The following is a 24,578-nucleotide window of genomic DNA, read 5'->3' on the forward strand; positions in this document are numbered from 1 at the left end:
GAGAAAGAGGGGCCGTGTGAAGGCGTCACCGAAGAGCTTGCTGGCAGTGCTGCACGGGGCGCGGCAGGAACACCCGCCCCTGTGGCTGATGCGTCAGGCCGGACGCTATCTCCCCGAATATCGCGCGCTGCGGGAGACCAAGGGCGGCTTCCTCGAGCTATGTTACGATCCCGAAGCTGCGGCAGAAGTCACCCTGCAGCCGATCCGGCGCTTCGGGTTCGACGGATCGATCCTCTTTTCCGACATTTTGATCGTTCCCCACGCATTGGGACAAGATTTGTGGTTCGAGGCGGGCGAAGGGCCGCGGCTCGCCCCGCCGCTCGTCGACAGCGCGCTCACTACGTTGCAGGCGGCGCCCGCACGGCTCGATCCCATCTATGCGACGGTGGCGCGCGTCGCGGCTTCGCTGCCTCGCGAAACCACCTTTCTGGGCTTTGCCGGCAGTCCGTGGACGGTTGCCACCTATATGGTGGCGGGGCAGGGGTCGAAGGATCAGGCGGCGGCGCGGCGGATGGCCTATGGCGATCCGGCAGCCTTCAAGGCGATCATCGATGCGATCGTCGATGTTACGGTAAATTACCTGGCGGGCCAGATCGAACATGGCGTCGACGCGGTGCAATTGTTCGACAGCTGGGCGGGCAGCCTTTCGCCCGCGCAATTCGAACGTTGGGTGATCGCGCCCAATGCCGAAATCGTCCGCCGTCTGAAGGCGATCCATCCCGATACCCCGGTGATCGGCTTTCCGAAGGGTGCGGGCGGCAAGCTGCGTGCCTATGCCGACGAAACCCGTGTCGATGCGATCGGGCTCGACGAAACGGTCGATCCGGGCTGGGCCGATGCCGCGCTCCCGCCGCATCTCCCGGTACAGGGCAACCTCGATCCGCTCGCGCTGGTCGCCGGCGGTGACGCACTCGACGCCGCGATCGACCGCATCCTTGCGGCTTTCCCCGCGCGTCCCCATATCTTCAATCTGGGTCATGGCATCGTGCCCGACACGCCGATTGCCCATGTCGAACATCTCATCAGGCGCGTTCGCGGCGGATAATCTATGGAACTGGCTGTTTCGAGTCTGGCGGGATTTCTGGGGGCGACGATGCTTTGGGTCAAAGCGGCGCATATCATTTTTGTCATCTTCTTGATGGCCGGATTGTTCATGATGCCGCGCTTTTTCGTCTATCATCACCAATGCCCGGTCGGGTCGGACGAAGACAAAAAGTGGATCGAGCGCGAGGACCGCTTGCGCCGGATCATCCTGAACCCGTCGCTGACGATCGTCTGGCTGCTCGGGCTGTTGCTCGCATTCAACGGCAATTATTGGGGCGAAACCTGGTTCATCGCCAAATTCATCCTCGTGCTCGCGCTGTCGGGCTATCACGGCTGGATGATCGGCTATTTCAAAAAGCTGCAGCAGGGGTTGCGGCCGCTGACCGAAAAGCAGCTCCGGCTGCTCAACGAGGTTCCCGGCGTCGCCGCGGCGATCATCGTCATCCTCGCGGTTGTTCGCCCCTGATCCTGCCCGGTTCGGGTCAGGCTGATTGACTTGACGCCGAGCGGGGGATAGGGGCCGTGGCAATCCCGCCAGTCGGGCGGCGCTTCCCCAGCGTCCGAGCTATCGCAAACGGTCGTCCCCCGACCGGATAGGCACCCCAGCGGTGCATCGAAACATGTTTGCTTTTTCCTGAATATCACCCGGAATCCATCCCATGCATCTTAAAGAACTCAAAACCAAAGCGCCCGCCCAGCTGGTCGAAATGGCCGAAGAACTGGGGGTCGAGGGCGCCTCGACGCTGCGCAAACAGGATCTGATGTTCTCGATCCTGAAAGAACTTGCCGAAGAGGGCGAGGAAATCATCGGATCGGGAACGATCGAGGTTTTGCCCGACTCGTTCGGCTTCCTGCGCTCGTCCGAAGCCAATTATCTCGCCGGTCCCGACGATATCTATGTCTCGCCGAACCAGGTCCGCAAATATGGCCTGCGCACCGGCGATACGGTCGAGGGCGAGATTCGCGCACCGAAGGACGGCGAGCGCTATTTCGCGCTGACCAAGCTGATCAGCGTCAATTTCGACGATCCCGATGTCGTTCGCCACCGCGTCAATTTCGACAACCTCACGCCGCTTTATCCGAACCAGAAGCTGTCGCTCGACACCGTCGATCCGACGGTCAAGGACAAGTCAGCACGCGTCATCGACCTCGTCAGCCCGCAGGGCAAGGGCCAGCGCGCGCTGATCGTCGCGCCGCCACGCACGGGCAAGACGGTGCTGCTGCAGAATATCGCCAAGGCGATCACCGACAACCACCCTGAGGTATATTTGATCGTCCTCCTCGTCGACGAACGCCCCGAGGAAGTCACCGATATGCAGCGCAGCGTGAAGGGCGAGGTCGTCTCCTCGACCTTCGACGAACCCGCGACGCGCCACGTCCAGGTCGCCGAAATGGTGATCGAAAAGGCCAAGCGCCTGGTGGAGCACAAGAAGGATGTCGTGATCCTGCTCGACTCGATCACGCGCCTCGGCCGTGCCTACAACACCGTCGTCCCCTCGTCGGGGAAGGTGCTGACCGGCGGTGTCGATGCCAATGCGCTCCAGCGCCCGAAGCGGTTCTTCGGCGCCGCACGCAACATCGAGGAAGGCGGGTCGCTGTCAATCATCGCCACCGCGCTGATCGATACCGGCAGCCGCATGGACGAGGTGATCTTCGAAGAGTTCAAGGGCACCGGCAACTCCGAAATCGTGCTCGACCGCAAGGTCGCCGACAAGCGCATCTTCCCGTCGCTCGACGTCGGCAAGTCGGGCACCCGCAAGGAAGAATTGCTGGTCGAAAAGGACAAGCTGTCGAAAATGTGGGTGCTGCGCCGGATTCTCATGCAGATGGGTACCGTCGACGCGATGGAATTCCTGCTCGACAAGATCAAGGATTCCAAGACAAACGAAGATTTCTTCGATTCGATGAACCAATAACGATAGTCGGCGTTCCGGCTTTTTGACGATGACGCCCGATATTCCCTTCCCTCTGCCAAAGCGGTGGCGATCGGGGGTCGGGCGATCGGGGACAATGGAAATGGAAATCCGGCGTGATTGATCTTCTTTCGGTCCTGGCCAGCGGCACCGCCGCGCAACCCATGGATCTTGGCGGCCTCAGCGGAATGTGGGGTCATATCGTCAACGATTTTTCGAACATCACCGAACCTTCGAACCTGAAGGCGTTTTTCCTGGTGATCGCGATCGACCTGTTGCTGGCGGCGGACAATGCCATCATCGTCGGCGCGCTCGCGGCCGGCCTGCCGCCCGACCAGCGCCGCAAGGTGATCATCATGGGTGTTCTCGCGGCATTGGTGCTGCGCATCGCCTTTGCGCTGGTCGTCGTCCAACTGATGAGCATCATCGGCCTGATCTTCATCGGTGGCCTGCTGCTGCTTTGGGTTGCGTTCAAGATGTGGCGCGAGCTGCGTCATGTCGGCGGCGTCCATTCGCCTGGATCGCCGGAGATCGGCGGCGACGAGCATTCGGGGCTCAAGCCCGCCAAGAGCTTCTGGGGCGCCGCTTGGGCGGTTGCGGTGGCCGACGTGTCGATGAGCCTCGACAATGTGCTCGCGGTCGCCGGCGCGGCGGGCGAGCATCCGGGCATCATGATCGTCGGGCTGGTCTTTGCCGTCGCGTTGATGGGTGTTGCGGCCAATTTCCTCGCGCGCCTGATCGAACGCTACAAGTGGCTCGCCTATCTGGGTTTGCTGCTGGTGCTCTATGTCGCGCTCAAGATGATGTACGACGGCTGGGTCAACCCCACCGTCGGCGTCGGAACGCTGTTCGGCTAGACAGGCATCGATAAACATTGCATCGTCGGTCCATGTCCGACGATGCAATGGTTCCCATTGCCCATGTACTGGGCCGCGGAGAAGCATTGACGGTGGCGGCCATGCTCGATGCTGCCGGGATCATCGTCCATCTTGGTGGAGAGCATTATACCAGCGTATCCCCGCATGTCCTCGCAATCGGTGGGTTCTGCCTGACGGTTCCGGCGTGGCAGCATCAGGATGCTTCCGAGGTTCTCGCAGAGATGCTGGCGGAACCGGACCCGCCGCCATCGTCATGGATACGCCGCGCGATCCTCCGGCTGGGGCTGGCGTGGGCAGGATCCGTTGCGATGATCTCCGCTCCGTGGGTCGCGATGACCGGTTTCACCGCGCTGATCCCTGTGCTTCTCTCGCCCTTGTTCCTGCTGACGGTTCCGGTGAATCCGCAGGGTCGTGGCGATTATTATCTATTCACAGCGCAAACCGACTGACGGCTTGAACCAGGGATGGGGCTGCCCATCTCCCTGATATGCCCCCACTTCACATGACCCGCGTCGCCGTCGGCTGTGCCGATTATCCGTCGCTCGCCGCGCGAATCGCTGCCTATGCGCGCGACGGCGAAGTCCGCTTCACGACGCGGTTCAGGCCGAAGCGCGCCGACGCGCTGGTCGGCGGCAGGCTGCACTTCATCGTCAAACATATGCTGGTCGGGCGGGTGGAAATTCTGCGCTTCGACGATCGCGACGACGGGCGGATCGATATCGTCTGCGTCGCCAATCTCGAGCGCGTGCATCCGATGCCGAAGCGCGCGCATCAGGGGTGGCGCTATTTGGCCGCTGCCGACGCGCCGCGCGCAATCGACGACAAGAGCGGTGTCGCCGACCTGCCGCCCGAACTTTATCGCGAACTCGCCGAGCTCAGTCTGATCTAGGCTTTACCGAAACAGCGTTTAGTCCGCCTGCGCGGCGAGCATCGCTGCCATTTTCTCCCAGACCTTGTTGATCGCCTTCAGCGGGCGGACCATCACCTTGAAATCCTCTATCTGGCCCGCGTCGTTCCAGCGGATGATGTCGACGCCATTGATCTGGATGCCATCGAGTTCGGTCTGAAACTCGAGCACGGCCTGATTACCGTCGACGATTTCGCGAAGGTACCGGAAATGGTCGCCGCCGAGGACTTGGCTGGCCGCGTGGAGGTAGGCGAAGACCTTGTCGCGGCCCTGTTGCGGCGTGTGGACGACCGGCGAATGAAATACGGCGTCGTCGGCGAGCAGGTCGCGGAGAGCCTGCGGATCGCCGCCGGCCGCCATATAGGCGTGCCAGGCGGCAAGACCCGGATGCGCGCTCACGCCAGATGTTCCGCGAAAAACGCCCTGGTGCGGCTATCCGCCAGCTGCGCACCCGCTTCGTCGCGGCGGTTGCCGCTGGTGGCGGCGAAACCGTGGTCGAGCCCTTCATAATCGTGGAGCGTGACCTTGGGGTGCGGGTCGAGGCCTTCGTGCATCTTGGCTTGCGCTTCGGGCCCGACCAGATGGTCCGCCGTGGGGATATGCAGCATCAAGGGATGCGCGATCGCATGGCTCTCGTTCAGCATCTGGTCGATCATCACGCCATAATAGCCGACCGACGCGTTCACGTCGGTGCGCGCCGCCGCCATATAGGCCAGCCGCCCGCCGAGGCAGAAGCCGACGCAGCCGACCTTGGTCGCCCCCTGCGCATGCAGCCAGCGGATCGCCGCCTCGATGTCCTTGACCCCGTCGTCGGCGTCATATTGGCCGAAATAGCCGAAGGCTTCCTGCAACTGGGCCTCGACATCGGGGTCGAGCTCGACCCCGGGGGCAAAGCGCCAGAACAGGTCGGGGGCGATCGCGAGATAGCCCTGCGCCGCCCAGTCGTCACATTTTTCGCGGATGCCGGCATTGATACCGAAGATTTCCGGGATCACGATGATGGCGCGCGGTGAATCGGCGTCGGGCCGCGCGACATAGGCGGGAATGTCGCCTGCGCCGTTCAACGCGGGGATCGAGGTGTTGGTGGCGGCCATGCGGGGCTTCTCCTGCTCTTGCTTCTTTCGTGTGAAAGCGCGAAGCTAGCGGGGCTGCGGGCACGGCTCAAGCGGCGAACCGGCATTTGGGGCGGGAGACAGGCATGAAATTCAATATCGAGATCGACTGCACGCCCGACGAAGCGCGGCGCCTGTTCGGCCTGCCCGATCTGGAACCGCTGCACGACATCTATCTTGATCGCGTCAAGGAGCTGATGGCGAAGGGGATTACCCCCGACATGGTCCAACAGATGGTCAAGACTTGGGTCCCGATGGGCGGCAGCGGGCTCGAACTGGTCCAGTCGCTGCTCGGCCAGTTCGGCGGCGGGCTGATGGGCCACGGCGCGAAAGCGGCCGATAAGGGCGATGACGACAAGTCCGCCAAGGGACGCAAGAGCTGAACCCAACGCACGCAAGCGACACGATTTTTGCGTTGTCGAGCGGGATGCCGCCGGCGGCGATTGCCGTCGTACGGGTGAGCGGTGCGCGGGCAGGGGAGGCGCTGCGGAAGCTGGCCGGGCGCTTGCCGTCACCGCGGCGGGCGACGTTGGTCGGACTCAGGACCGTTGGTGGCGAACCGCTCGACCGCGCGTTGATCCTCTGGTTTCCCGGACCGGCGACGGCGACGGGCGAGGATCTGGCCGAGCTGCACCTCCACGGCGGCCGCGCGGTCGTGGCGGCGGTCGAGGCCGCGCTCGCCGCACTGCCCGGACTACGCCGCGCCGTGGCCGGGGAGTTTACCCGGCGAGCGTTCCTGAACGGGCGGATCGATCTGGCCGAAGCAGAAGGTCTGGCCGACCTGCTCGCCGCGGAGACCGAGAGCCAGCGCGTGCAGGCGCTGGACATGGCGAGCGGGCATGTGTCGCGCGCGGTGGCGGGATGGCAGGACCGGCTGTTGACGTTGATGGCGGGGGCCGAAGCCGAGCTGAATTTTGCCGACGAAGATGATGTCGAAGTTGGCGAAGTTGTCACTCGAAAGTTGATCGCCGGCATGACCGTGTTGTCGGATGAACTGGCGAAGTGGCTGGCGCGGCCCGCGGCGGAGGTGATTTCGGAAGGGTTGTCGGTGGTCATCGCGGGGCCACCAAATGCCGGAAAATCCACTTTAATCAATGCTTTAGTGCAAAGAGAATTGGCGATCGTGTCGCCCGTGGCGGGGACGACGCGCGATGTGATCGAGACATCATTGGCGCTCGACGGGATTGCGATGCGCTTTTCCGACACCGCGGGGCTGCGCGGGGAAATTGCCGACGAAATCGAGATGATCGGGATCGACCGCGCCAAGGCGGCGGTCGCGGCGGCGGACATCCTGTTATGGCTGGGGCGGCCGAAGGCGGCACCCGTCCATCCGCGCACGATCCTGGTCGCGGCGCAGGCCGACCGCTGGCGCGGCGATGCCGCCGCCGAAGCCGAGGCGGCGCGGTGCGACCTGGTGCTGTCGGCGCGGACGGGTGAGGGGATGGAGCGCCTGCACCGCATGATCGTCGAAATGGCGCGGACGCTGCTGCCGCGCGAGGGCGAAGCCGCGTTGCGCCAGCGCCAGCGCGCGGCGCTGGCCGAGGCGACGCACTGGCTGGAGGTCGATCCTGGATCGCGCGAGGCATCGGACCTGATCCTTCTCGCGGAACGGTTGCGGTTGGCGAGCGGAGCGCTCGACCGGATCACCGGGCGCGCCGGGGTGGAAGATATGCTCGACACGCTGTTCGGGCGCTTTTGTATAGGGAAGTGATGTTTCACGTGAAACGTCACTCGCGTCGTGTCGCGGTGGATTTGCCGCTGCATTTGGGCTAATGGCGCCGCCATCATGCCCAGCAGCACAGTATATGATGTCATCGTCGTCGGCGGGGGACATGCCGGAACCGAGGCCGCGGCGGCTGCGGCGCGGCTGGGTGCGCGCGTCGCGCTGGTGAGTTTCGACCCCGCGCTGATCGGGACGATGTCGTGCAACCCGGCGATCGGGGGGCTCGGCAAAGGGCATTTGATGCGCGAGGTCGACGCGCTCGACGGGTGGATGGCGCGCGCGGCGGATAGTGCCGCGATCCATTACCGGATGCTCAATGCATCGAAGGGTGCGGCGGTACAGGGACCGCGCATCCAGGCCGATCGCAAACGCTATCGTGACGCGATCCAGCAACTGCTCGCGGCGGAGGACGGCATTACAGTGATCGCGGGCGAGGCGGCGGCGCTGCGACTGTCGAGCGATGGTGCCACCGTAGAAGGCCTCGATCTTGCCGATGGCACCACTCTGTCGGCACCAGCGGTGGTGCTGGCGACCGGCACTTTTCTCGGCGGGCGGATGTTCCGCGGTGAGGAGCAGATGGTCGGTGGGCGCATCGGCGAGGCTGGCGCACACCGCCTCGCCGAGCAATTACGCGCGGCCGGTTTGCCGATGGCGCGGCTGAAGACGGGAACACCGCCACGGCTCGACGGGCGGACGATCGACTGGGCGCGGCTGGACGAGCAACTGTCTGACAGCGGCGAATGGACCTGTTCCACGTGGAACAAGGCGCGGACGGTACCGCAGATTTTCTGCGCGATTACGCGCACCAACGCCGAATCGCACGCGATCATCGCCAACAATTTGCATCGCTCGCCGCTGTTCACCGGTGCGATCGGCGCGGCGGGGCCACGCTATTGCCCGTCGATCGAGGACAAGATCCACCGCTTCGCCGACCGCGACGGGCATCAGGTGTTTCTTGAGCCCGAGGGGCTTGATACCCATCTCGTCTATCCGAACGGCATTTCGACCTCGCTGCCTGCCGACGTGCAGCTCGCGATGTTGCGCACGATGGACGGGTTGGAGGCGGTCGAAATGGTCGTTCCCGGCTATGCGGTCGAATATGACCATATCGACCCGCGCGCGCTCGACCGGACGTTGCAGGTTCGCGCGATGCGCGGGCTTTATTGCGCGGGGCAAATCAACGGCACGACCGGATATGAGGAGGCGGCGGCGCAAGGGCTGATCGCGGGGGCTAATGCCGCGCTCGCAGTAAAGGGGCGCGACCCGTTGATCCTCGACCGGAGCGAATCCTATATCGGCGTCATGGTCGACGACCTGGTGTTGCAGGGCGTGACCGAGCCGTACCGTATGCTCACCGCGCGCGCCGAATATCGGCTGCGGCTGCGCGCCGACAATGCCGCGACGCGGCTGACGCCGAAGGGGATTGCGCTCGGGCTTGTCCGTCCGGCGACGGCGGCGCTGTTCGCGGCGCGACAGGCCGAGCGGACGCGGGCCGAAAACCTGCTCGACGTCGCGGTGAGCACCGCCGATTATGCGGCGGTCGGGCTCGCGCTGCCCGGCGACGGGCTCGCGCGCAAGCGGATTGACCTGCTGCGCTATCCCGAGATGACGATGGCGCGCCTCGCACGCCTCGCGCCCGAACTCGACGCTGTCGACCCGGCAATTCTGTCGGAGGTCGCCGAGGATGCGCATTATGCGCCCTATATCGCGCGGCAGGATGCCGAGCTCCGCTCGCTCGCTGCGAATGAAGCGATCAGCCTCGATCCCGCGCTCGATTATGCCGCGATCGGCGGCCTGTCGCGCGAGATGGTCGAACGGCTGGGCAAGGCGCAACCCGAAACGCTGGGCCAGGCGGCGCGGATCGACGGGGTAACCCCGGCGGCGTTGACCGCCATCATGGTGCATAGCCGGCGGCGCGCGGCCTGAATTGGCAGCGAGCGTGGTCGCGGACTCAGACGTCCGCTTTGGGGTGGGGAGCTGCTATCCCCCTCTCCCGTCGGGAGAGGGATACGCAGGCTTGGTTGCGCAGCAACCTAGCCGAAGTTGGGTGAGGGGATCACCCGTCCACCCTGAAATCTAACCTCAGACACCCTCACCCAACCCTCTCCCAAGGGGAGAGGGCTTTACATCCGCAATCGGTCGCCTCCAGACCTTCGTGAATCCGACGACCATGACAAAAGACATCGTTTATCCCCTGATCCTGCGCGCGCAGGGCTTTCAAAACCTCACGCAAAGGCGCAAAGGCGCAAAGGCGCGAAGAAGAATAGAACGCGTGAAAGAACGAAGTGACGGGTGCCGAACTGTTGAATGATGAAAGCGCAGCGCGCGACTGGCTGGAACGGACGTTCACGCCCACGGCGGTGCAATGGGCGCGGCTGGGGCGGTTCGCGGCGATGCTCGTGGCCGAGAATGACCGGCAAAATCTGATCGCAGCGTCCACGATCCCGGCCTTGTGGGTGCGCCATATCGCCGATAGCGCGCAGCTTCTGGCCCTCGACATGGACGGCGAAGGACTCTGGGTCGACCTGGGGAGCGGGCCGGGGTTGCCCGGCCTGGTCGTGGCCATATTGTCGGAACGGCCGATGCTGCTCGTCGAATCGCGGCGGCGGCGGTGCGATTTCCTGCGTGCGGTGGTGGCCGAACTCGGACTGGGTCATGTCGAAGTGGCCGATGTCCCGCTCGAGCGTGTCGCAACGCGGCCGGCGGCGACGATCAGCGCGCGGGCATTCGCGCCTCTCGACAAGCTCATCGACTTATCCGCGCGTTTTTCCACCGAATCGACGCGCTGGCTGCTGCCAAAGGGCCGAAATGCGGTTAAGGAACTGGCGTTGTTGCCGCCGCCGTGGCAGAATCTGTTTCACGTGGAACAAAGCTGTACCGACGCCGACAGCCAGATTTTGGTCGGAACCGGGAAAATCACGGATAAGAAACGAGGAAAAGCATGATCCGCATTGCCGTGGCGAACCAGAAGGGCGGGGTCGGCAAGACGACGACCGCGATCAATCTGGCGACCGCGCTCGCGGCGACGGGCTGGCGGACGCTGATCATCGACCTCGATCCGCAGGGCAATGCGTCGACCGGGCTGGGCATCAAGCAGGCACAGCGTGAATCTTCGAGTTACGAATTGCTGCGCGGCGACGCGCCGCTCGCCGATTGTGCGATTCCCACGGCGGTGCCGCGGCTCGACATCGTTCCGGCGACGGTCGACCTGTCGGGCGCCGAGATCGAACTGATCGAATTTGCCGACCGGCTCCACCGGCTCGAACAGGCGTTGACCGGTGCCGAGGCGGGGCAGTGGGATATCTGCCTGATCGATTGCCCGCCGTCGCTCGGCATGTTGACCCTGAACGCGCTGATCGCCGCCGAATCGCTGATCGTGCCGCTGCAATGCGAATTTTTTGCGCTCGAGGGGTTGAGCCAATTGCTCACCACGGTCGAGCGGGTGCGCGAGCGTTTCAACCAGAAATTGTCGATCCTGGGGGTCGCGCTGACGATGTTCGACCGCCGCAACCGGTTGACCGACCAGGTGTCGGACGATGTCCGCGACGTGCTGGGGCCGGTGGTGTTCCAGACGGTGATCCCACGCAATGTCCGCCTGTCCGAGGCGCCGAGCCACGGCCTGCCGGCGCTGATCTATGACCATCGCTGCGCCGGGTCGGCGGCGTATATCGCGTTGGCGCGCGAGCTGATCGACCGCCTGCCCAACGTCCGCAAGGCCGCTTAAATGACTGAAAAAAAAGAAGAAAATCAAACTTCTCCGGCGCGGAAGCGACCGTCGGGACTGGGGCGCGGGCTGAACGCGCTGTTCGGCGACGTCGCCGCCGAGGCACCCGTGCTGGCGAGCCCCGGCGCGGCGGCGAAAGCGGCGCCGACGACATCGGGCGATGCGGTCCAGCATGTCGCGGTCGGCGCGATTCGCCCGCTGCCCGGCCAGCCGCGGCGCCATTTCGACGAGACCGCGATCGCCGAACTGGCCGATTCGATCGCGCTGCGCGGCCTGTTGCAGCCGGTGATCGTCCGGCGCGCGCCCGATGGCGAGGGTTATCAGCTGGTCGCGGGCGAGCGGCGCTGGCGTGCGGCGCAGCGCGCCGGGCTCCACCAGATTCCGGCGCTGGTGCGCGATCTGGACGACGCGGCGACCTACGAGATTGCGCTGGTCGAAAATATCCAGCGGCAAGACCTGAATGCGATCGAGGAAGCGGGTGCCTATCGCCGCCTGATCGACGATTTCGGGCATAACCAGGAAGCGCTCGCCAAGCTGGTTGGCAAATCGCGCAGCCATGTCGCGAATCTGATGCGGCTGCTCGACCTGCCCGCCGCGGTGCAGGCGCTGGTCGGTGACGGATCGCTGGCGATGGGGCATGCGCGCGCGCTGATCGGCGCCGCCGATGCCGAAGCAATTGCGCGGCGTGTGGTCAAGGAAGGCCTGTCGGTGCGCGCGGTCGAGGCGCTGGTGCGCGAGGATAAGGGCGGCGGGCGCAAGGCGCCGCTGGAATATAAGAGCATGGACGGCGTAGGCGGGCGCGATCCCGACATTGTCGCGGTCGAGCGCCATCTGTCCGAACTGCTCGGGATCGGGGTCGGAATTCACTATGCGGGCGGGGGCAAGGGCAATCTGACGCTGAAATTCGCGTCGCTCGACCAGCTCGACATGATTTGCCAGCGGCTGAGCGGCGAGGGGATTTGAGCCGATATTGGTCTGAAATTTGATTCGCGCGGAGGCCGCAGAGAACACAGAGAGACTGTTTCAGAATCTCTGTGTTCTCTGCGGCCTCCGCGCGAAATCTTCTTTTTGGCGAATCGATCGGGCGCTACCCGCTTAATTTGTGCCAGTCCGGGCCGTTAAACTATGGTGGGCGGTTCCTATGACCTTTCCAGAATCAGGCTAAAACCCTGATTTCTCTCGCTTACTGTCGGTAAGGCGGGCCAATTCCTACTGCGTCGTTAACCAAGCTTGCTGGCAAAAGCTGAACGGGTCCCCGGCTAACAGGGTCGGCGAATGGGGTGGGATATCCATTCGCGTTTCGACAATCTGTCTTTGAATTCAAGGGACCAAACATATGCGCAAATTTGGAATGAAGCGCGCCGTCCTCGGCGCCGCGATTGCTGCCCTCGCCATGAACGCTTCGGCGGCGCATGCGGCAACGGCGACGGGTACGGCCACGGCCAAGATCCTGCGCCAGATCACGCTGACCAACACCAGCGCGCTGCAATATGCGACGATCATCAGCGGCGCGACCGCCTCGACCGTGTCGGTTTCGACCAGCGGCGCGGCGACCTGCGGCGCGGGCCTGACCTGCACCGGCACGACCACGGCGGCGAACTTCGACGTCCAGGGCACCAGCGGTGCCGTCGTCCTCGTCGGCGGCGATTCGAGCGTGACGCTCAATGGCTCGCTGGGCGGCACGATGACCTCGTCGCTGACCTATTCGTCGGCGAACATCACGCTGGGCGCGACGGGTGGCAGCTTCCAGGTCGGCGGCACGCTGAACGTCGGCGCCAACCAGACCGCGGGCGACTATACCGGCACGTTCAACGTCACCGCCAATTATCAGTAAGGCGGCGGACTTGGTGGGCTAAACCCCGCCGACACCGAAAAGGGTCGCCGGGCGCAGGTCCGGCGGCCTTTTTTGTGCGCGCGCAAGACGTACCGCCATCATGGTTAGCGAAATATCAACCATGTTGGCGCAGGCAGGACGGGACCAAGCGGGACGGCGTACGCCGTGCCGGGACCAACGATTGTGGGGATCGTATCCATGCCTGATTTTCTGAAGGGCTTCGGCCTGTTTTGCGTCGCATTGTGCGGTTTTGCGGCGTCACCCGTCCATGCCGCGGGCGATCTGCTCGTCGCGCCGACGCGCGTCGTGCTCGACGGATCGCGCGGTACCGAAGTGGTACTGAACAATATCGGCGCCGAACCCGCGACCTATCGCATCAGCCTCGAGATCAAGCGGATGACCGCCGCGGGCGGGCTCGACGAAATCGCCGAGGCCGATGCCACGCCCGCCGAGCGCGCCGCGCTCGACATGATCGCGTTCAGCCCGCGCCGCGTGACGCTGCCGCCGAACCAGCCGCAGGTGATCCGCGTCGGGGTGCGCATTCCCGAAGGCACGCCGCCCGGCGAATATCGCGCCCATATGCTGTTCCGCGCCGTGCCCGATGCGGCCCCGGCCACCGCAAGCGAAGTCGCCAAACCTGCCAGCACGGGCGTGTCGATCGCGCTGACGCCCATCTATGGCATCACCATCCCGGTGATCGTCCGCGTCGGCAATCTGGGCGCCGAAGCGTCGATCGGCGAGGCGTGGGTCGCCGATACCGCCGACGGACCGGCGTTCAATTTCGGACTGACGCGGACAGGCAATCGCTCGGTCTACGGCGACATCGAAGTGACGCGGCCGGGGGTCAGCGAGCCCCTGCTGGTGGCGCGCGGCATTGCGGTCTATCCCGAGGTCGGCGCGCGCGCGGTGTCGCTGCGCGTGCCGCCCGAACTCGCGGAAAAGCTGAAAGGGCCGGTGCGCATCCGCTATAGCGAGGACCGCGAGGTCGGCGGCGGGACGATCGACCAGGTCGACCGGGTGGTCAAGTGACGCGATAGGGGCGGGGCGAAAGCCGGGGCCGTGATTCGCGCGGCGCTGACCCGATGGAAACCGGCGATCCTCGCCGGACTGGCGCTGGCGGGACTGGTTCCCGCTGGCGCGCAGGCCGTTGATAAAGAGCCGGTTTCGCTGGTCGCCGACGGCTGGGCCCCGAACGAGGATGACAGCTGGCTGTTCGACCTGCGGTCGGGGCAATATCGGCTGGGCGACGGGGTGCGCGGGTACCAGACGCCGCAGGGGATGTGCGTCGATCTGGCCGACGTCGTGCTCGCGCTCGACCTCGCGGTGCGCGTGGACAAGAAGTTGCGCCGCGCAACCGGATGGGTGTTCGACGAGCGGCGCAGTCTGGTGATCGACCGCGACGCGGGCGAGGTGCGCGCGGGCAGCCAGAGCTATCGGCTGTCGGCGACGACGATTCGCGACACCCCGGCGGGCTGGTGCGTCGATCTGGACAGCCTGACCAAATGGCTCGGCGTGCCGATCGTCGCCGACCTGTCGAACGCGGTTTTGCGGATCGACAGCAAGGAAAAATTGCCGTTCCAGCTCGCCGCCGAACGGCGCGCGCGCGCCGCGGCGATCCGCCCGGCGGCGCAGTTCGATCTTGCGAGCCTGCCGCAGGCGTCGCGGCCGTATCAAGGGTGGGCGACCCCATCGGTCGATGTCGTTGCATCGGCGGGGTTTGTGTCGGACCGGCGCGGCGGCTCCTATGTCCAAGGGCGCTACGAGATTTTCGCCGCGGGCGAGGTGCTGAAACAGAGTTTCGATGCACGGCTGTCATCGGACAATGAAGGCGTCCCCGACAGCCTGCGGATGCGGCTGTATCGCACCGATCCCGAAGGGCGGCTGCTCGGGCCGCTGAAGGCGACGCATTACGCGGCGGGCGATGTCAGCCTGTTGTCGACCGGCATTGTCGCGTCGTCGGCGCCGGGGCGCGGCGCGGTGCTCACCAACCGCCCGATCGAACGTCCCGACAGCTTCGACAAGACGAATTTTCGCGGCGACCTGCCCGCCGGGTGGGACGCCGAATTGTATCGCAACGGCCAGTTGCTGGCCTTCACCAGCCCCAATCGCGACGGCCGCTACGAATTTCTCGATGTGCCGCTGCAATATGGCGCGAACCGCTTCGAAATCGTGCTTTACGGTCCGCAGGGCCAGATCCGGCGCGAAATCAAACAGGTGCAGGTAGGGATGGATTCGATCCCGCCGCAAAAGACATGGTATTGGGCCGGCTTCGCACAGGAAAATGCCGACCTGATCGAGTTTGGGGGGCGGCGGCGCGGGCCGTTTCGGCGCGGCTGGCGCGGGACGCTGGGCATCGAGCGCGGCCTCGATACGCGCACCTCGGTGGCTGCCTATGCGCACAGCCTGGTGATCGAGGATGTGCGGCGCAATTATGCCGAGGCCGCGCTGCGCCGCTCGATCGGGCCGACGTTGCTCGAGGTTGGCGGCAGCTATGCGCATGACGGGGGCGGCGCAGTGCGTGCGAGCTGGCTGGCGGGCTTCGGCGAAACCTATGTCCGCGCCGACGCGATGCGCGGGTGGAACGGTTTCGTGTCCGACCGTTTTCTCAGCAATATCAACGGGATGTATTCGATCTCGGTCGACCAGTCGGTCAAGCTGGGGCGGACCGTGTTGCCGCTGCATTTCGACCTGCGCCAGATCGATCGTCGCTCAGGCATTTCCAGTTTGGAAGCGAGCGCGCGCGCATCGGCGAGTTTCCGCGCGCTGACCTTTACCGGCCAGCTCGACTGGGCGCGGACCAAGGTGCCGATCGGCCCCGATCCGCCCGACAATCTGACCGCTACCCTGCTCGCCAATGCCCGCATCGGGCGTGTGCGTCTCCGCGGCGAGGCGCGCTTTGCGCTGTCCGGCGCGAACAGCGACACGCGCATGGCGTTGGTCGGCGAATGGGCCGGAAAGGGTGATGCCGAATGGCGCACCGAGCTCGGCTACGACCGCGGGCTCGAACGCGCGCGGGTCGGCGCCGGATATACGCGCCGTTTCAATCGTTTACAGCTGAGCGGTTTCGGCGAAGTGGCGAGCGACGGATCGGTCGCGGCGTCGCTGTCACTCGCCTTCAGCCTGGGACCGAAACCGCACGGCGGCTGGCGCGTGTCGAGCGAAAAGCTGGCGAGCCGCGGCCAGGTTATCGCCGACGTGTGGATGGACGATAATGGCGACGGCGTCCGTCAGCCGGGCGAGGCGGCGCTGGCGGGCGTGCCGCTGACCGCGGGGCATGCCTATGTCGAGCGGGCGACCGGCAAGGACGGCCAGGGGACGATCGATGGCCTTGAACCTTTCCGGCCGGTCCTGATCGGCATCGACGCGGGCAGCTTGCCCGATCCCTATGTCCAGCCCGCGCTGCCGGGCGTGGTGGTGACGCCGCGCCCCGGGGTCGCGACGCGGGTCGCCCTGCCGATGGTGGCGGCGGGCGAGATCGAGGGTGTTGCGCGCCGCGACGGGGGTAATCCGGTCGAAGGGCTAGCGCTCGAACTGGTCGATTCCGAAGGCCGGGTGCGCGCGACCACGCTGACCGAATTCGACGGCTATTTCCTGTTCGAAGGCGTCGCCTACGGGCGTTACAAGGTGCGACCGGGCAAGGCGTCCGCCGCGGCATCGCGGCTCGACAGCGGTTTTGCGATCGCCGCGGTTCCGGGCAAGGCAACGCCGCGGGTGCGGCTGGGTACGTTGACGCTGAAACCGTTGCGGCGCGATGTGGTGGCGCAGGGCGCGGCGGTGACGGGCGAGGGCAATGGCGCGCGGGCGCCGCCGACGCCATCGCCTGACGCGGAGGTGGTCACGCCGGATGTGCTGGCGCTCCCAGTCGCACCTTGATCGGCTAGAGATATAAAGAAATCTTTATGTCCGATTGACACGCCGGGCCGCGTCGCTAGGATGGCGATCGTCGAGGTTCTTTGCGGCGCCGGTGCGGCGCAAAGCTAAGACGGGAAGCCGGTGCGCCCGAACGGGCAAGGCCGGCGCTGCCCCCGCAACTGTAAGCGGTGAGCGGCGGTCGATACGTGTCACTGGTTCGCAAGGAACCGGGAAGGCCAGACCGCTGCGCTGATCCGCGAGCCAGGAGACCTGCCTCGTCAGATACGTCCTCCGGCGGGGTGTCCGGTCAGGTCGCATGCATGGCTGCGCCCGACCCTTGCTTCGTGGGCGCGGATCCCCGTGTTCGTGCGTCTGCCTGTCGCCCTTGCCCTTTTGCAAGGTGCCAATCATGACTGTCAGCGTCGCCACCCTCGGCTTTCCCCGCATCGGCCTGCGCCGCGAACTCAAATTCGCGCTCGAAAGCTATTGGGCGGGAAAATCCTCGCTTGCCGAACTCCAGACTGCTGCGGCCGGGCTGCGCGCGCTCCACTGGACCCGCCAGAAGGCCTTGGGCGCTGACATTCTGCCGTCGAACGACTTTTCGCTCTATGACCATGTGCTCGACACCAGCGCGCTGATCGGCGCGGTCCCCACGCGGTACGACTGGACCGGCGAAACCGTCGATACCGACACCTATTTCGCGATGGCACGCGGGACGCAGGGCGCGGCGTCGTCGGCGGGATGCGGCCATATGCACGATACGACGGCGCAGGAAATGACCAAATGGTTCGATACCAATTATCATTTCCTGGTCCCCGAACTCAGCGCGGGGCAGACGTTCCGGATCGCGTCGACCAAGATTTTCGACGAGTTCGAGGAAGCGAAAGCGCTCGGTTATATGACCCGGCCCGTCCTCCTTGGCCCGGTCAGCTATCTGATGCTTGCCAAAGCCAAGGCGGTCGAGCCGTTTGCGCTCCTGCCGCAGTTGCTCGAAGTTTATGCCGAGATTCTCGCCCGGCTCGCCAAGCTGGGGGCGGAATGGGTGCAGATCGACGAACCCTGTCTGGTGCTCGATCTTAGCGAAACCCAGCGCACGGCGTTTGCGCGCGCCTATTCCGCCTTGGCGACCCGCGGCCCAAAACTGATGCTTACCACCTATTTCGGCGGTTTGGACGACAATTTCGATCTGGTTACCGACCTGCCGGTCCACGGCCTGCACCTCGACCTTGTTCGCGCGCCGGACCAGCTCGAGCTTGCACTGGAAAAGCTTCAGCCGCACGTGCTGCTCTCGCTGGGTGTCATCGACGGGCGCAATATCTGGCGCGCCAATCTTCCCGATCTTTACTGGCGGCTCAAGGAGATTGCCGCGAAACGCGATCTCGTCCTGGCGCCCAGTTGTTCGCTGCTTCACGTCCCGGTCGATCTGGCGCTCGAGACGTCGCTCGATCCCGAAATCGCGCAATGGCTAAGCTTCGCGGTCCAGAAGATCGAAGAACTCGCCGCGCTGGCCAGAGCGCTGAACGAGGGCGAGGATGCCAGCTTTGCGGCCTTTTCCGCGTCGCGGATCGCCGCGGTCGCGCGCCAAACATCGCCGAAAATCCACGATCCCGCGGTCGCCGCGCGCCTCGCCGCGCTCGACGACACGGCGATCCACCGCCCTTCGCCCTTCGCCACGCGCCGCGCGGCGCAGCAGGAGCGGCTGGCGCTGCCTGCCTATCCGACGACGACGATTGGTTCCTTCCCGCAGACCCCCGAGGTCCGCAAGGCGCGGGCCGCCTTTATCAAGGGCGAGATCGACGCGGCCGCTTATGACCAATATCTGCGCGTCGAAACGCGCGCCGCGGTCAAATGGCAGGAGGAGATTGGCCTCGACGTCCTGGTCCACGGCGAGTTCGAGCGCAACGACATGGTGCAATATTTCGGCGAGCAGCTGTCGGGTTTTGCGTTTACCCGTGCGGGCTGGGTGCAAAGCTATGGTTCGCGCTGCGTCCGTCCGCCGATCCTTTACGGGGATGTTTCGCGCCCGAAGGCGATGACGGTTGACTGGTGGCGCTTTGCCCAGGACCAGACCGAGTTGCCGGTGAAGGGTATGCTCACCGGTCCGGTGACGATCCTCAACTGGTCGTTCGTCCGCGACGACCAGCCGCGCGAGGCGAGCTGCCGCCAGATCGCGCTGGCGATCCGCGACGAGGTGCAGGATCTGGAGGCCGCAGGCGCTGCGATCATCCAGATCGACGAGGCGGCGCTCCGCGAAGGCCTGCCGCTGCGTCGCAGCGCATGGCAGTATTATCTGGACTGGGCGGTCGAATGCTTTCGCATCACGGCGAGCGGCGTGCGCGACGACACCCAGATCCACACGCATATGTGTTATTCGGAGTTCAACGACATCATCCGCGCGATCGGCGCGATGGACGCCGATGTCATCTCGATCGAGACCGCGCGTTCGCAGATGGAGTTGCTCGACGCCTTTGCCTCCTATGCGTATCCGAACGAAGTCGGCCCCGGCGTCTATGATATCCACAGTCCGCGCATCCCCGCGACAAGCGAGATGACCGACCTGCTGACGCTGGCGGGCAAACATTTGCTGCCGCCGCAAATCTGGGTGAACCCCGATTGCGGGCTCAAGACGCGCAAATGGGACGAGGTGCGTCCGGCGCTGACGGCAATGGTTGCGGCGGCGCGCACGATGCGCATCCGGGGCGCCTATGATGGACAATGAAAAGATGCCCGCGACGCAACCCGCTGTGCGCGTCACCGCGATGCCCGCCAACGCCAATGTCTATGGCGACATTTTCGGGGGATGGTTGATGGCGCAAATGGATCTTGCGGCATCGTCGGTGGCGTCGCGCCACGCCCGCGGCCGCGCGGTGACGATTTCGGTGGAAGGCATGACCTTTCACCGGCCCGTCTTTGTGGGCGACGAGGTGTCGGTGTTCGCCCGGCTGGTCAAGGTCGGACGCTCGTCGATGCAGGTCGAGGTCGAAGCCTGGGCGCGCGAACGTCATGTCGACGAGAACAGCCGTGTCACGCAGGCGCGGTTCATCTTTGTTGCGGTCGGCCCGGACCGCAGACCGCGCGCCGTCCCGCCGCTGATCGACGATCACGGTTGCGAAGCTGGCGGCAGATAATTCGCCGACGGAGAATTAACCATTTCTTATCCATGATTGGCCACAGCGGGCAGGAGCATGAATTGCCTGTGGGGAAGCCAATCAATGTCCGTCGCTACGAAACCGAAAAACCGCCCGACCAGCGCCGATGTCGCGATCATCGGCGCTGGACCGGCGGGGCTGACCGCCGCCTATCTGCTGACCAAGGAAGGCTATTCGGTCACCGTGATCGAAAAGGACCCGGTCTATGTGGGCGGGATCAGCCGGACGGTCGAGCATGAAGGCTTTCGCTTCGATATCGGCGGGCACCGCTTTTTCTCGAAAAGCCAGGAGGTCGTCGATCTGTGGAACGAGATTCTGCCCGACGATTTCATCCAGCGTCCGCGGATGAGCCGCATCTATTATGAAGGCAAATTCTATTCCTATCCGCTGCGCGCGTTCGAGGCGCTGTGGAATCTGGGCGTCGTCCGCTCGACCTTGTGCATGGTCAGCTATGCCAAGGCAAAGCTGCTGCCGAACAAAAATGTCCGCAGTTTCGAGGACTGGACGATCAACCAGTTCGGGCGGAAGCTTTATTCGATCTTTTTCAAGACCTACACCGAGAAGGTGTGGGGTATGCCGTGCGACGAAATGTCGGCCGACTGGGCGGCACAGCGCATCAAGGGGCTGAGCCTCGGTGCGGCGGTGCTCGACGGGCTGAAGCGCAGCCTGGGCCTCAACAAGCGGCCCAATGACGGGATGGCGACCAAGACCCTGCTCGAAACCTTCCGCTATCCGCGGCTTGGCCCGGGCATGATGTGGGACGCGGCGCGCGACAAGGTTATTGCGGGCGGCAACCATGTGTTGATGGCGCACAGCTTCAAGCAGCTGACGCAAGATCAGGTCAGCGGGCGCTGGCGGTTGACCGCCAACGGGCCCGACGGTGATGTGGTGATCGACGCGGCGCATGTGATCAGCTCGGCGCCGATGCGCGAGCTGGCGGCGCGCATCCATCCGCTGCCCGCCTGTGCGCTGAACGCAGCGCCGAATTTGAAATATCGTGATTTTCTGACCGTTGCGCTCAAGATCCGGTCGGAGGATCTGTTCCCCGACAACTGGATCTATATCCACGACAGCAAGGTGCAGGTCGGCCGGGTGCAGAATTTCCGCAGCTGGTCGCCCGAAATGGTGCCCGATCCGGCGATCGCGTGTGTGGGTCTGGAGTATTTCTGTTTCGAGGGCGACGGGCTGTGGGCGTCAAGCGATGACGATCTGATTGCGCTTGCGACAAAAGAAATGGCGATCCTGGGGCTCTGCGATCCCAAGGATGTCGTTGGCGGCGCCGTTGTGCGGCAGGAAAAAGCCTATCCGGTCTATGACGATGATTATGCCGCGCATGTCGAAACAATGCGCAGCGAGCTGGAAGCGCGCTATCCGACGCTGCACATGGTCGGGCGCAACGGCATGCACCGCTATAACAACCAGGATCATGCGATGATGACCGCGATGCTGACGGTGCGCAATATCGTCGCGGGCGAGCGGGTGTACGACATCTGGGGCGTCAACGAGGACGCCGAATATCATGAGAGCGGCACCGAGGGCGAACAGGCGGCGCTGGCGTCGGTCCGCGACGTCCCGGCGCGCGTGAGCAAGGCCGCCTGAGCGTTTTGGCCGGAGGGGTCTTCGCCATGCTCCCTGTCACCAAACTGGTCGGAGCGGTACGCCGCGGCGAAATCCGCTGGGTGAATTATTTGCTCGCGAGCGTACTCGCACTGGGCAGCGATGCGGCGCTATTCCTGTTGCTGCTCGATTCGGGGCTGGCCCCGATGTCGGCATCGGCGGTCGGCTATTGCACCGGAATCCTCGTTCATTGGCTGGTGTCGAGCCGCCTTGTCTTTGCCGACGGCGCCGCGGCGCGCGGCACCGGTGAGCGCCACCGCCAGAAGATGCTGTTCGTCGGATCGGCGCTGGTTGGTCTTGCCGTGACGACCGCAATCGTCGGTACCGGCAGTGCGTTCGGGCTCGATCCGCGGCTTGCCAAGCTGGCGGCGATCGTCGTGAGTTTCCAGACGACCTATCTGCTCCGCCGCCATATCGTCTTCCGGGCCGCAGCCTGATGACGGAGCTGGCGGCGCCCGTTCCCGGCGGCGTGGCAGCGCAGGGCGACGCACCGGCGTCCGCCGACGCGACCGCGCTGCACCGCTGGTTCACCCCCGTCCGCATCGCGCTGCTGGTGTGGGGCGCGATGAGTCTGATCGCGATCGTCGGCAAATGGCAGGCGATCGGCGCGCTCGACCTTGCCGACACCGACGATGCGATGCGCATGGCGCAGGTGCGCGACTTGCTCGCCGGCCAAAGCTGGTGGGATCTGACGCAATATCGGGTCAATCCTGCCGGCGGCGGGGTTTTGATGCACTGGTCGCGGATCGTCGATGCGCCGCTGGCGCTGGGCATTTTGCTGCTCGAGCCGCTGTTCGGCGCGGCCATCGCCGAACGGATCGTGATGGCGCTGTGGCCGCCGCTGCTCGGCGCCGCGCTCAGTGTTGCGTGCGTGCTGGGGTACCGGCGCCTGTCGGACCCGCGGATCGCCTATGTCGTGCCGCTGTTCCTGATCATGTCGGGTTATATATTGGCGCAATTCCGCCCGCTGCGCGTCGACCATCATGGTTGGCAGATTTTGCTCGCGATGTTGATCATGGCGCAGGCGTTGCGCCCGGCGGGGTGGCGGCCGGGGCTGCTTGGCGGCCTGTTTGCCGCGGCTTTGCTGTCGGTATCGATCGAGGGCTTGCCGGTCGTCGCGCTGTTCGCCGCGCTGGCGGCGCTGCGCTGGGCCTTGCACGGCCACGGCGACGACCGTGCCTGGCTGGCTGGCTATCTGGTCGCGCTGGCGGGCGGGGCGATCCTGTTGCAGTTCGCGACGCGCGGCCCCGTCGGACTGGTCGGAACCTGGTGTGATTCGCTGTCGGCGCCTTACATGGCAGCCTTTGTTGCCGCAGCTGCGGCGGTTCTGGGCATCACGCACGCCGATCCGGCACGGCCGTGGGCGCGGCTTGCGCTGCTCGGTGGTGCCGGGCTGGCGGCAGCCGGAGCTTTGGTGTGGACCGAACCGCAATGCGCGAACGGGCCTTTCGCTTCGCTCGACCCGATCGTGGTCCAATACTGGTACCGAAATATTCTCGAAGGTCAGCCGGTCTGGGCATCGGGTGCCTATGACGCCATCTTCGTACTCGTGCCGTCGTTGATGGGGCTGGCGGGGTCGTTGCTGGCGTGGCGCGCCTCGGCCGATCACGTCGATCGCCGCAACTGGGTGACGGTCATTGTGGCGCTGACCGGGGCCACGATCCTGTCGGTGCTGGTGCTGCGCAGCGTATCGACCGCGCATCTGTTTGCGTTGCCTGGCTGCGCCTGGCTGGGCATTCGGGCCTGGCAATGGGCCCGGACGATCCCGGCCGCGCTGCCACGGGTGCTGGCATCGACGCTGGCCGCCTTGTCGCTGCCGCTGCTAGGCAGCATTGCGGCGTCAATCCTGCTCGGCGCGCTGTTTCCGATGTTCAAACCCGATGAAAGGCGTGGTGATGCGGCATCGCCCTTTGCGCAGAACTGCCTCGATCCGGTGGCCGTCGCGGCACTGAACCGGATACCCGCGACCACGATCATGACCCCGATCGACCTTGGCGCACCGTTTGTTTACTGGACGCATCACGGCCTTGTCGCCACCGGCCACCATCGCAACAAGGAAGCGATGGCGAACACGCTGCGCGTCTTTGTCGGCGATCCGGCCAAAGCCGAAGCGCTGGTGCGCAAGGAGCAGGCGGGGCTGGTCGTGATCTGCCGCACCGCCAACGATCTGCTGCGCTACCGCCGCGCACACCGCGACGCGCTGGCGGCACAGCTTTATGCCGGAAAGGCGCCCGCATGGCTGGAGCCGCTGCCGATCGCGTCGCGTGCGGGACTGGCAGTGTGGCGGGTCAAGCCCGCGTCGTGAACCGGCGCAATCAGGCAGGCCGGAAGCGCATCGCCGCGCCGTTCATGCAATAACGCTTGCCGGTCGGCTTCGGCCCGTCGTTGAAGACATGGCCAAGGTGACCGCCGCAGCGTGTGCAATGCACCTCGGTCCGCGGATAGCCGAGGTCATAGTCGGTCGCGGTGCCGATCGCACCCTTCAGCGGCGCCCAGAAGCTGGGCCAGCCGGTCTTGCTGTCATATTTGGTCTTGCTCGAATAGAGCGGCAGCGCGCAGCCGGCGCAGACAAAGGTGCCGGCGCGCTTTTCCTTGTCGAGCGGGTGGCTGAACGGACGCTCGGTCGCCGCTTCGCGCAGCACGCTATATTCGAACGGGGTCAGCCGCTTTTTCCATTCGGCTTCGGACAGGCGCCAGCCGGGCGCCGCCTGCGGTCGCGTCGATTTGGCGAACAGCAGCGGCGCGGCGATCACCGCGCCGCCGAGGGCGAGGCCAGCGAGGAGGTAACGGCGGTCGATCATCACGGACTCCCGGCCCGCAATCCG

The 24,578-nt window shown here is 65.1% G+C and carries 23 protein-coding genes and 1 riboswitch; of the genes, 20 read left to right on the forward strand and 3 right to left on the reverse strand.

The annotated features are described in order from the left end of the window. Window positions 1-16 precede the first annotated feature (16 nt). From hemE to IR187_RS02515, 6 genes are all read left to right on the forward strand, one after another. Complete coding sequence (hemE, locus tag IR187_RS02490) at window positions 17-1,045, forward strand: uroporphyrinogen decarboxylase (protein WP_194953126.1); 1,029 nt, start codon at window positions 17-19, stop codon at window positions 1,043-1,045. 3 nt (window positions 1,046-1,048) lie between these two features. Next, the gene (locus IR187_RS02495) at window positions 1,049-1,510 is read left to right on the forward strand and encodes a CopD family protein (protein WP_194953127.1); all 462 of its coding nucleotides are present in this window, start codon (window positions 1,049-1,051) and stop codon (window positions 1,508-1,510) included. Between the two features lie 193 nt (window positions 1,511-1,703). Next, window positions 1,704-2,960, forward strand: a complete 1,257-nt coding sequence (gene rho / locus IR187_RS02500; RefSeq protein WP_194953128.1) for a transcription termination factor Rho — start codon at window positions 1,704-1,706, stop codon at window positions 2,958-2,960. Window positions 2,961-3,121: 161 nt separating this feature from the next. Then, window positions 3,122-3,814, forward strand: coding sequence for a YjbE family putative metal transport protein (locus IR187_RS02505; protein WP_194953250.1), 693 nt, complete (start codon window positions 3,122-3,124; stop codon window positions 3,812-3,814). Between the two features lie 32 nt (window positions 3,815-3,846). Next, window positions 3,847-4,284 (forward strand): hypothetical protein, encoded by a 438-nt coding sequence (locus IR187_RS02510; RefSeq protein ID WP_194953129.1) that lies wholly within the window; start codon window positions 3,847-3,849, stop codon window positions 4,282-4,284. A 38-nt stretch (window positions 4,285-4,322) separates the two neighbouring features. Then, window positions 4,323-4,724 carry a DUF1489 family protein gene (locus IR187_RS02515; protein ID WP_194953130.1) on the forward strand — a complete coding sequence of 134 codons (402 nt, stop codon included), beginning with the start codon at window positions 4,323-4,325 and terminating at the stop codon, window positions 4,722-4,724. 18 nt (window positions 4,725-4,742) lie between these two features. Here the strand turns inward: IR187_RS02515 and IR187_RS02520 are convergent, their stop codons facing one another. Together IR187_RS02520 and IR187_RS02525 are read right to left on the reverse strand one after the other, a co-directional pair. Beyond that, window positions 4,743-5,102 carry a nuclear transport factor 2 family protein gene (locus IR187_RS02520; RefSeq protein ID WP_194953251.1) on the reverse strand — a complete coding sequence of 120 codons (360 nt, stop codon included), beginning with the start codon at window positions 5,100-5,102 and terminating at the stop codon, window positions 4,743-4,745. A gap of 35 nt (window positions 5,103-5,137) precedes the next feature. Next, on the reverse strand, window positions 5,138-5,836 hold the full coding sequence (locus tag IR187_RS02525) for a dienelactone hydrolase family protein (RefSeq protein WP_194953131.1): 699 nt from the start codon (window positions 5,834-5,836) through the stop codon (window positions 5,138-5,140). Between the two features lie 104 nt (window positions 5,837-5,940). Here IR187_RS02525 and IR187_RS02530 point away from each other — a divergent pair, with 104 nt between their 5' ends. The 14 genes from IR187_RS02530 to IR187_RS02595 all read left to right on the forward strand — a co-directional run bounded on the left by IR187_RS02530 (window position 5,941) and on the right by IR187_RS02595 (window position 24,058). Further along, window positions 5,941-6,237 (forward strand): DUF6489 family protein, encoded by a 297-nt coding sequence (locus IR187_RS02530; protein ID WP_194953132.1) that lies wholly within the window; start codon window positions 5,941-5,943, stop codon window positions 6,235-6,237. Window positions 6,238-6,281: 44 nt separating this feature from the next. Beyond that, window positions 6,282-7,565 (forward strand): tRNA uridine-5-carboxymethylaminomethyl(34) synthesis GTPase MnmE, encoded by a 1,284-nt coding sequence (mnmE, locus tag IR187_RS02535; protein WP_194953133.1) that lies wholly within the window; start codon window positions 6,282-6,284, stop codon window positions 7,563-7,565. Window positions 7,566-7,640: 75 nt separating this feature from the next. Then, the gene (mnmG, locus tag IR187_RS02540; protein WP_194953134.1) at window positions 7,641-9,503 is read left to right on the forward strand and encodes a tRNA uridine-5-carboxymethylaminomethyl(34) synthesis enzyme MnmG; all 1,863 of its coding nucleotides are present in this window, start codon (window positions 7,641-7,643) and stop codon (window positions 9,501-9,503) included. A 359-nt stretch (window positions 9,504-9,862) separates the two neighbouring features. Continuing rightward, on the forward strand, window positions 9,863-10,522 hold the full coding sequence (rsmG, locus tag IR187_RS02545) for a 16S rRNA (guanine(527)-N(7))-methyltransferase RsmG (protein ID WP_194953135.1): 660 nt from the start codon (window positions 9,863-9,865) through the stop codon (window positions 10,520-10,522). Continuing rightward, window positions 10,519-11,301 carry a ParA family protein gene (locus IR187_RS02550; RefSeq protein ID WP_194953136.1) on the forward strand — a complete coding sequence of 261 codons (783 nt, stop codon included), beginning with the start codon at window positions 10,519-10,521 and terminating at the stop codon, window positions 11,299-11,301. Before rsmG ends, IR187_RS02550 begins: the two co-directional genes overlap by 4 nt. Next, a complete protein-coding gene (locus tag IR187_RS02555) occupies window positions 11,302-12,264 on the forward strand; it encodes a ParB/RepB/Spo0J family partition protein (protein ID WP_194953137.1) in 963 nt (320 codons plus the stop codon). A gap of 388 nt (window positions 12,265-12,652) precedes the next feature. Further along, window positions 12,653-13,135: a DUF4402 domain-containing protein gene (locus IR187_RS02560; RefSeq protein ID WP_228765492.1), complete on the forward strand. Its 483-nt coding sequence runs from the start codon at window positions 12,653-12,655 to the stop codon at window positions 13,133-13,135. A gap of 198 nt (window positions 13,136-13,333) precedes the next feature. Beyond that, the gene (locus IR187_RS02565; protein ID WP_194953139.1) at window positions 13,334-14,164 is read left to right on the forward strand and encodes a fimbrial biogenesis chaperone; all 831 of its coding nucleotides are present in this window, start codon (window positions 13,334-13,336) and stop codon (window positions 14,162-14,164) included. Window positions 14,165-14,194: 30 nt separating this feature from the next. Continuing rightward, window positions 14,195-17,008, forward strand: a complete 2,814-nt coding sequence (locus IR187_RS02570; protein WP_324187628.1) for a carboxypeptidase-like regulatory domain-containing protein — start codon at window positions 14,195-14,197, stop codon at window positions 17,006-17,008. 56 nt (window positions 17,009-17,064) lie between these two features. Continuing rightward, window positions 17,065-17,279, forward strand: a riboswitch (cobalamin riboswitch). A gap of 117 nt (window positions 17,280-17,396) precedes the next feature. Next, window positions 17,397-19,706, forward strand: a complete 2,310-nt coding sequence (metE, locus tag IR187_RS02575; protein ID WP_194953140.1) for a 5-methyltetrahydropteroyltriglutamate--homocysteine S-methyltransferase — start codon at window positions 17,397-17,399, stop codon at window positions 19,704-19,706. Next, a complete protein-coding gene (locus IR187_RS02580) occupies window positions 19,693-20,115 on the forward strand; it encodes an acyl-CoA thioesterase (protein WP_194953141.1) in 423 nt (140 codons plus the stop codon). Before metE ends, IR187_RS02580 begins: the two co-directional genes overlap by 14 nt. 84 nt (window positions 20,116-20,199) lie before the next feature. Next, window positions 20,200-21,735 carry an NAD(P)/FAD-dependent oxidoreductase gene (locus IR187_RS02585; RefSeq protein ID WP_194953142.1) on the forward strand — a complete coding sequence of 512 codons (1,536 nt, stop codon included), beginning with the start codon at window positions 20,200-20,202 and terminating at the stop codon, window positions 21,733-21,735. A gap of 26 nt (window positions 21,736-21,761) precedes the next feature. Then, entirely contained in the window at window positions 21,762-22,190 is a 429-nt protein-coding gene (locus IR187_RS02590; protein ID WP_194953143.1) for a GtrA family protein, read from the forward strand. Continuing rightward, entirely contained in the window at window positions 22,190-24,058 is a 1,869-nt protein-coding gene (locus tag IR187_RS02595) for a hypothetical protein (protein ID WP_194953144.1), read from the forward strand. Before IR187_RS02590 ends, IR187_RS02595 begins: the two co-directional genes overlap by 1 nt. A gap of 10 nt (window positions 24,059-24,068) precedes the next feature. On the opposite strand, the gene msrB is transcribed toward IR187_RS02595, so the two are convergent. Next, complete coding sequence (gene msrB, locus IR187_RS02600) at window positions 24,069-24,554, reverse strand: peptide-methionine (R)-S-oxide reductase MsrB (protein ID WP_194953145.1); 486 nt, start codon at window positions 24,552-24,554, stop codon at window positions 24,069-24,071. Between the last annotated feature and the right edge of the window lie 24 nt (window positions 24,555-24,578).

Origin of the sequence: Sphingopyxis solisilvae (assembly GCF_015475875.1) — a bacterium.
Classification (GTDB): Bacteria; Pseudomonadota; Alphaproteobacteria; order Sphingomonadales; family Sphingomonadaceae; genus Sphingopyxis; species Sphingopyxis solisilvae.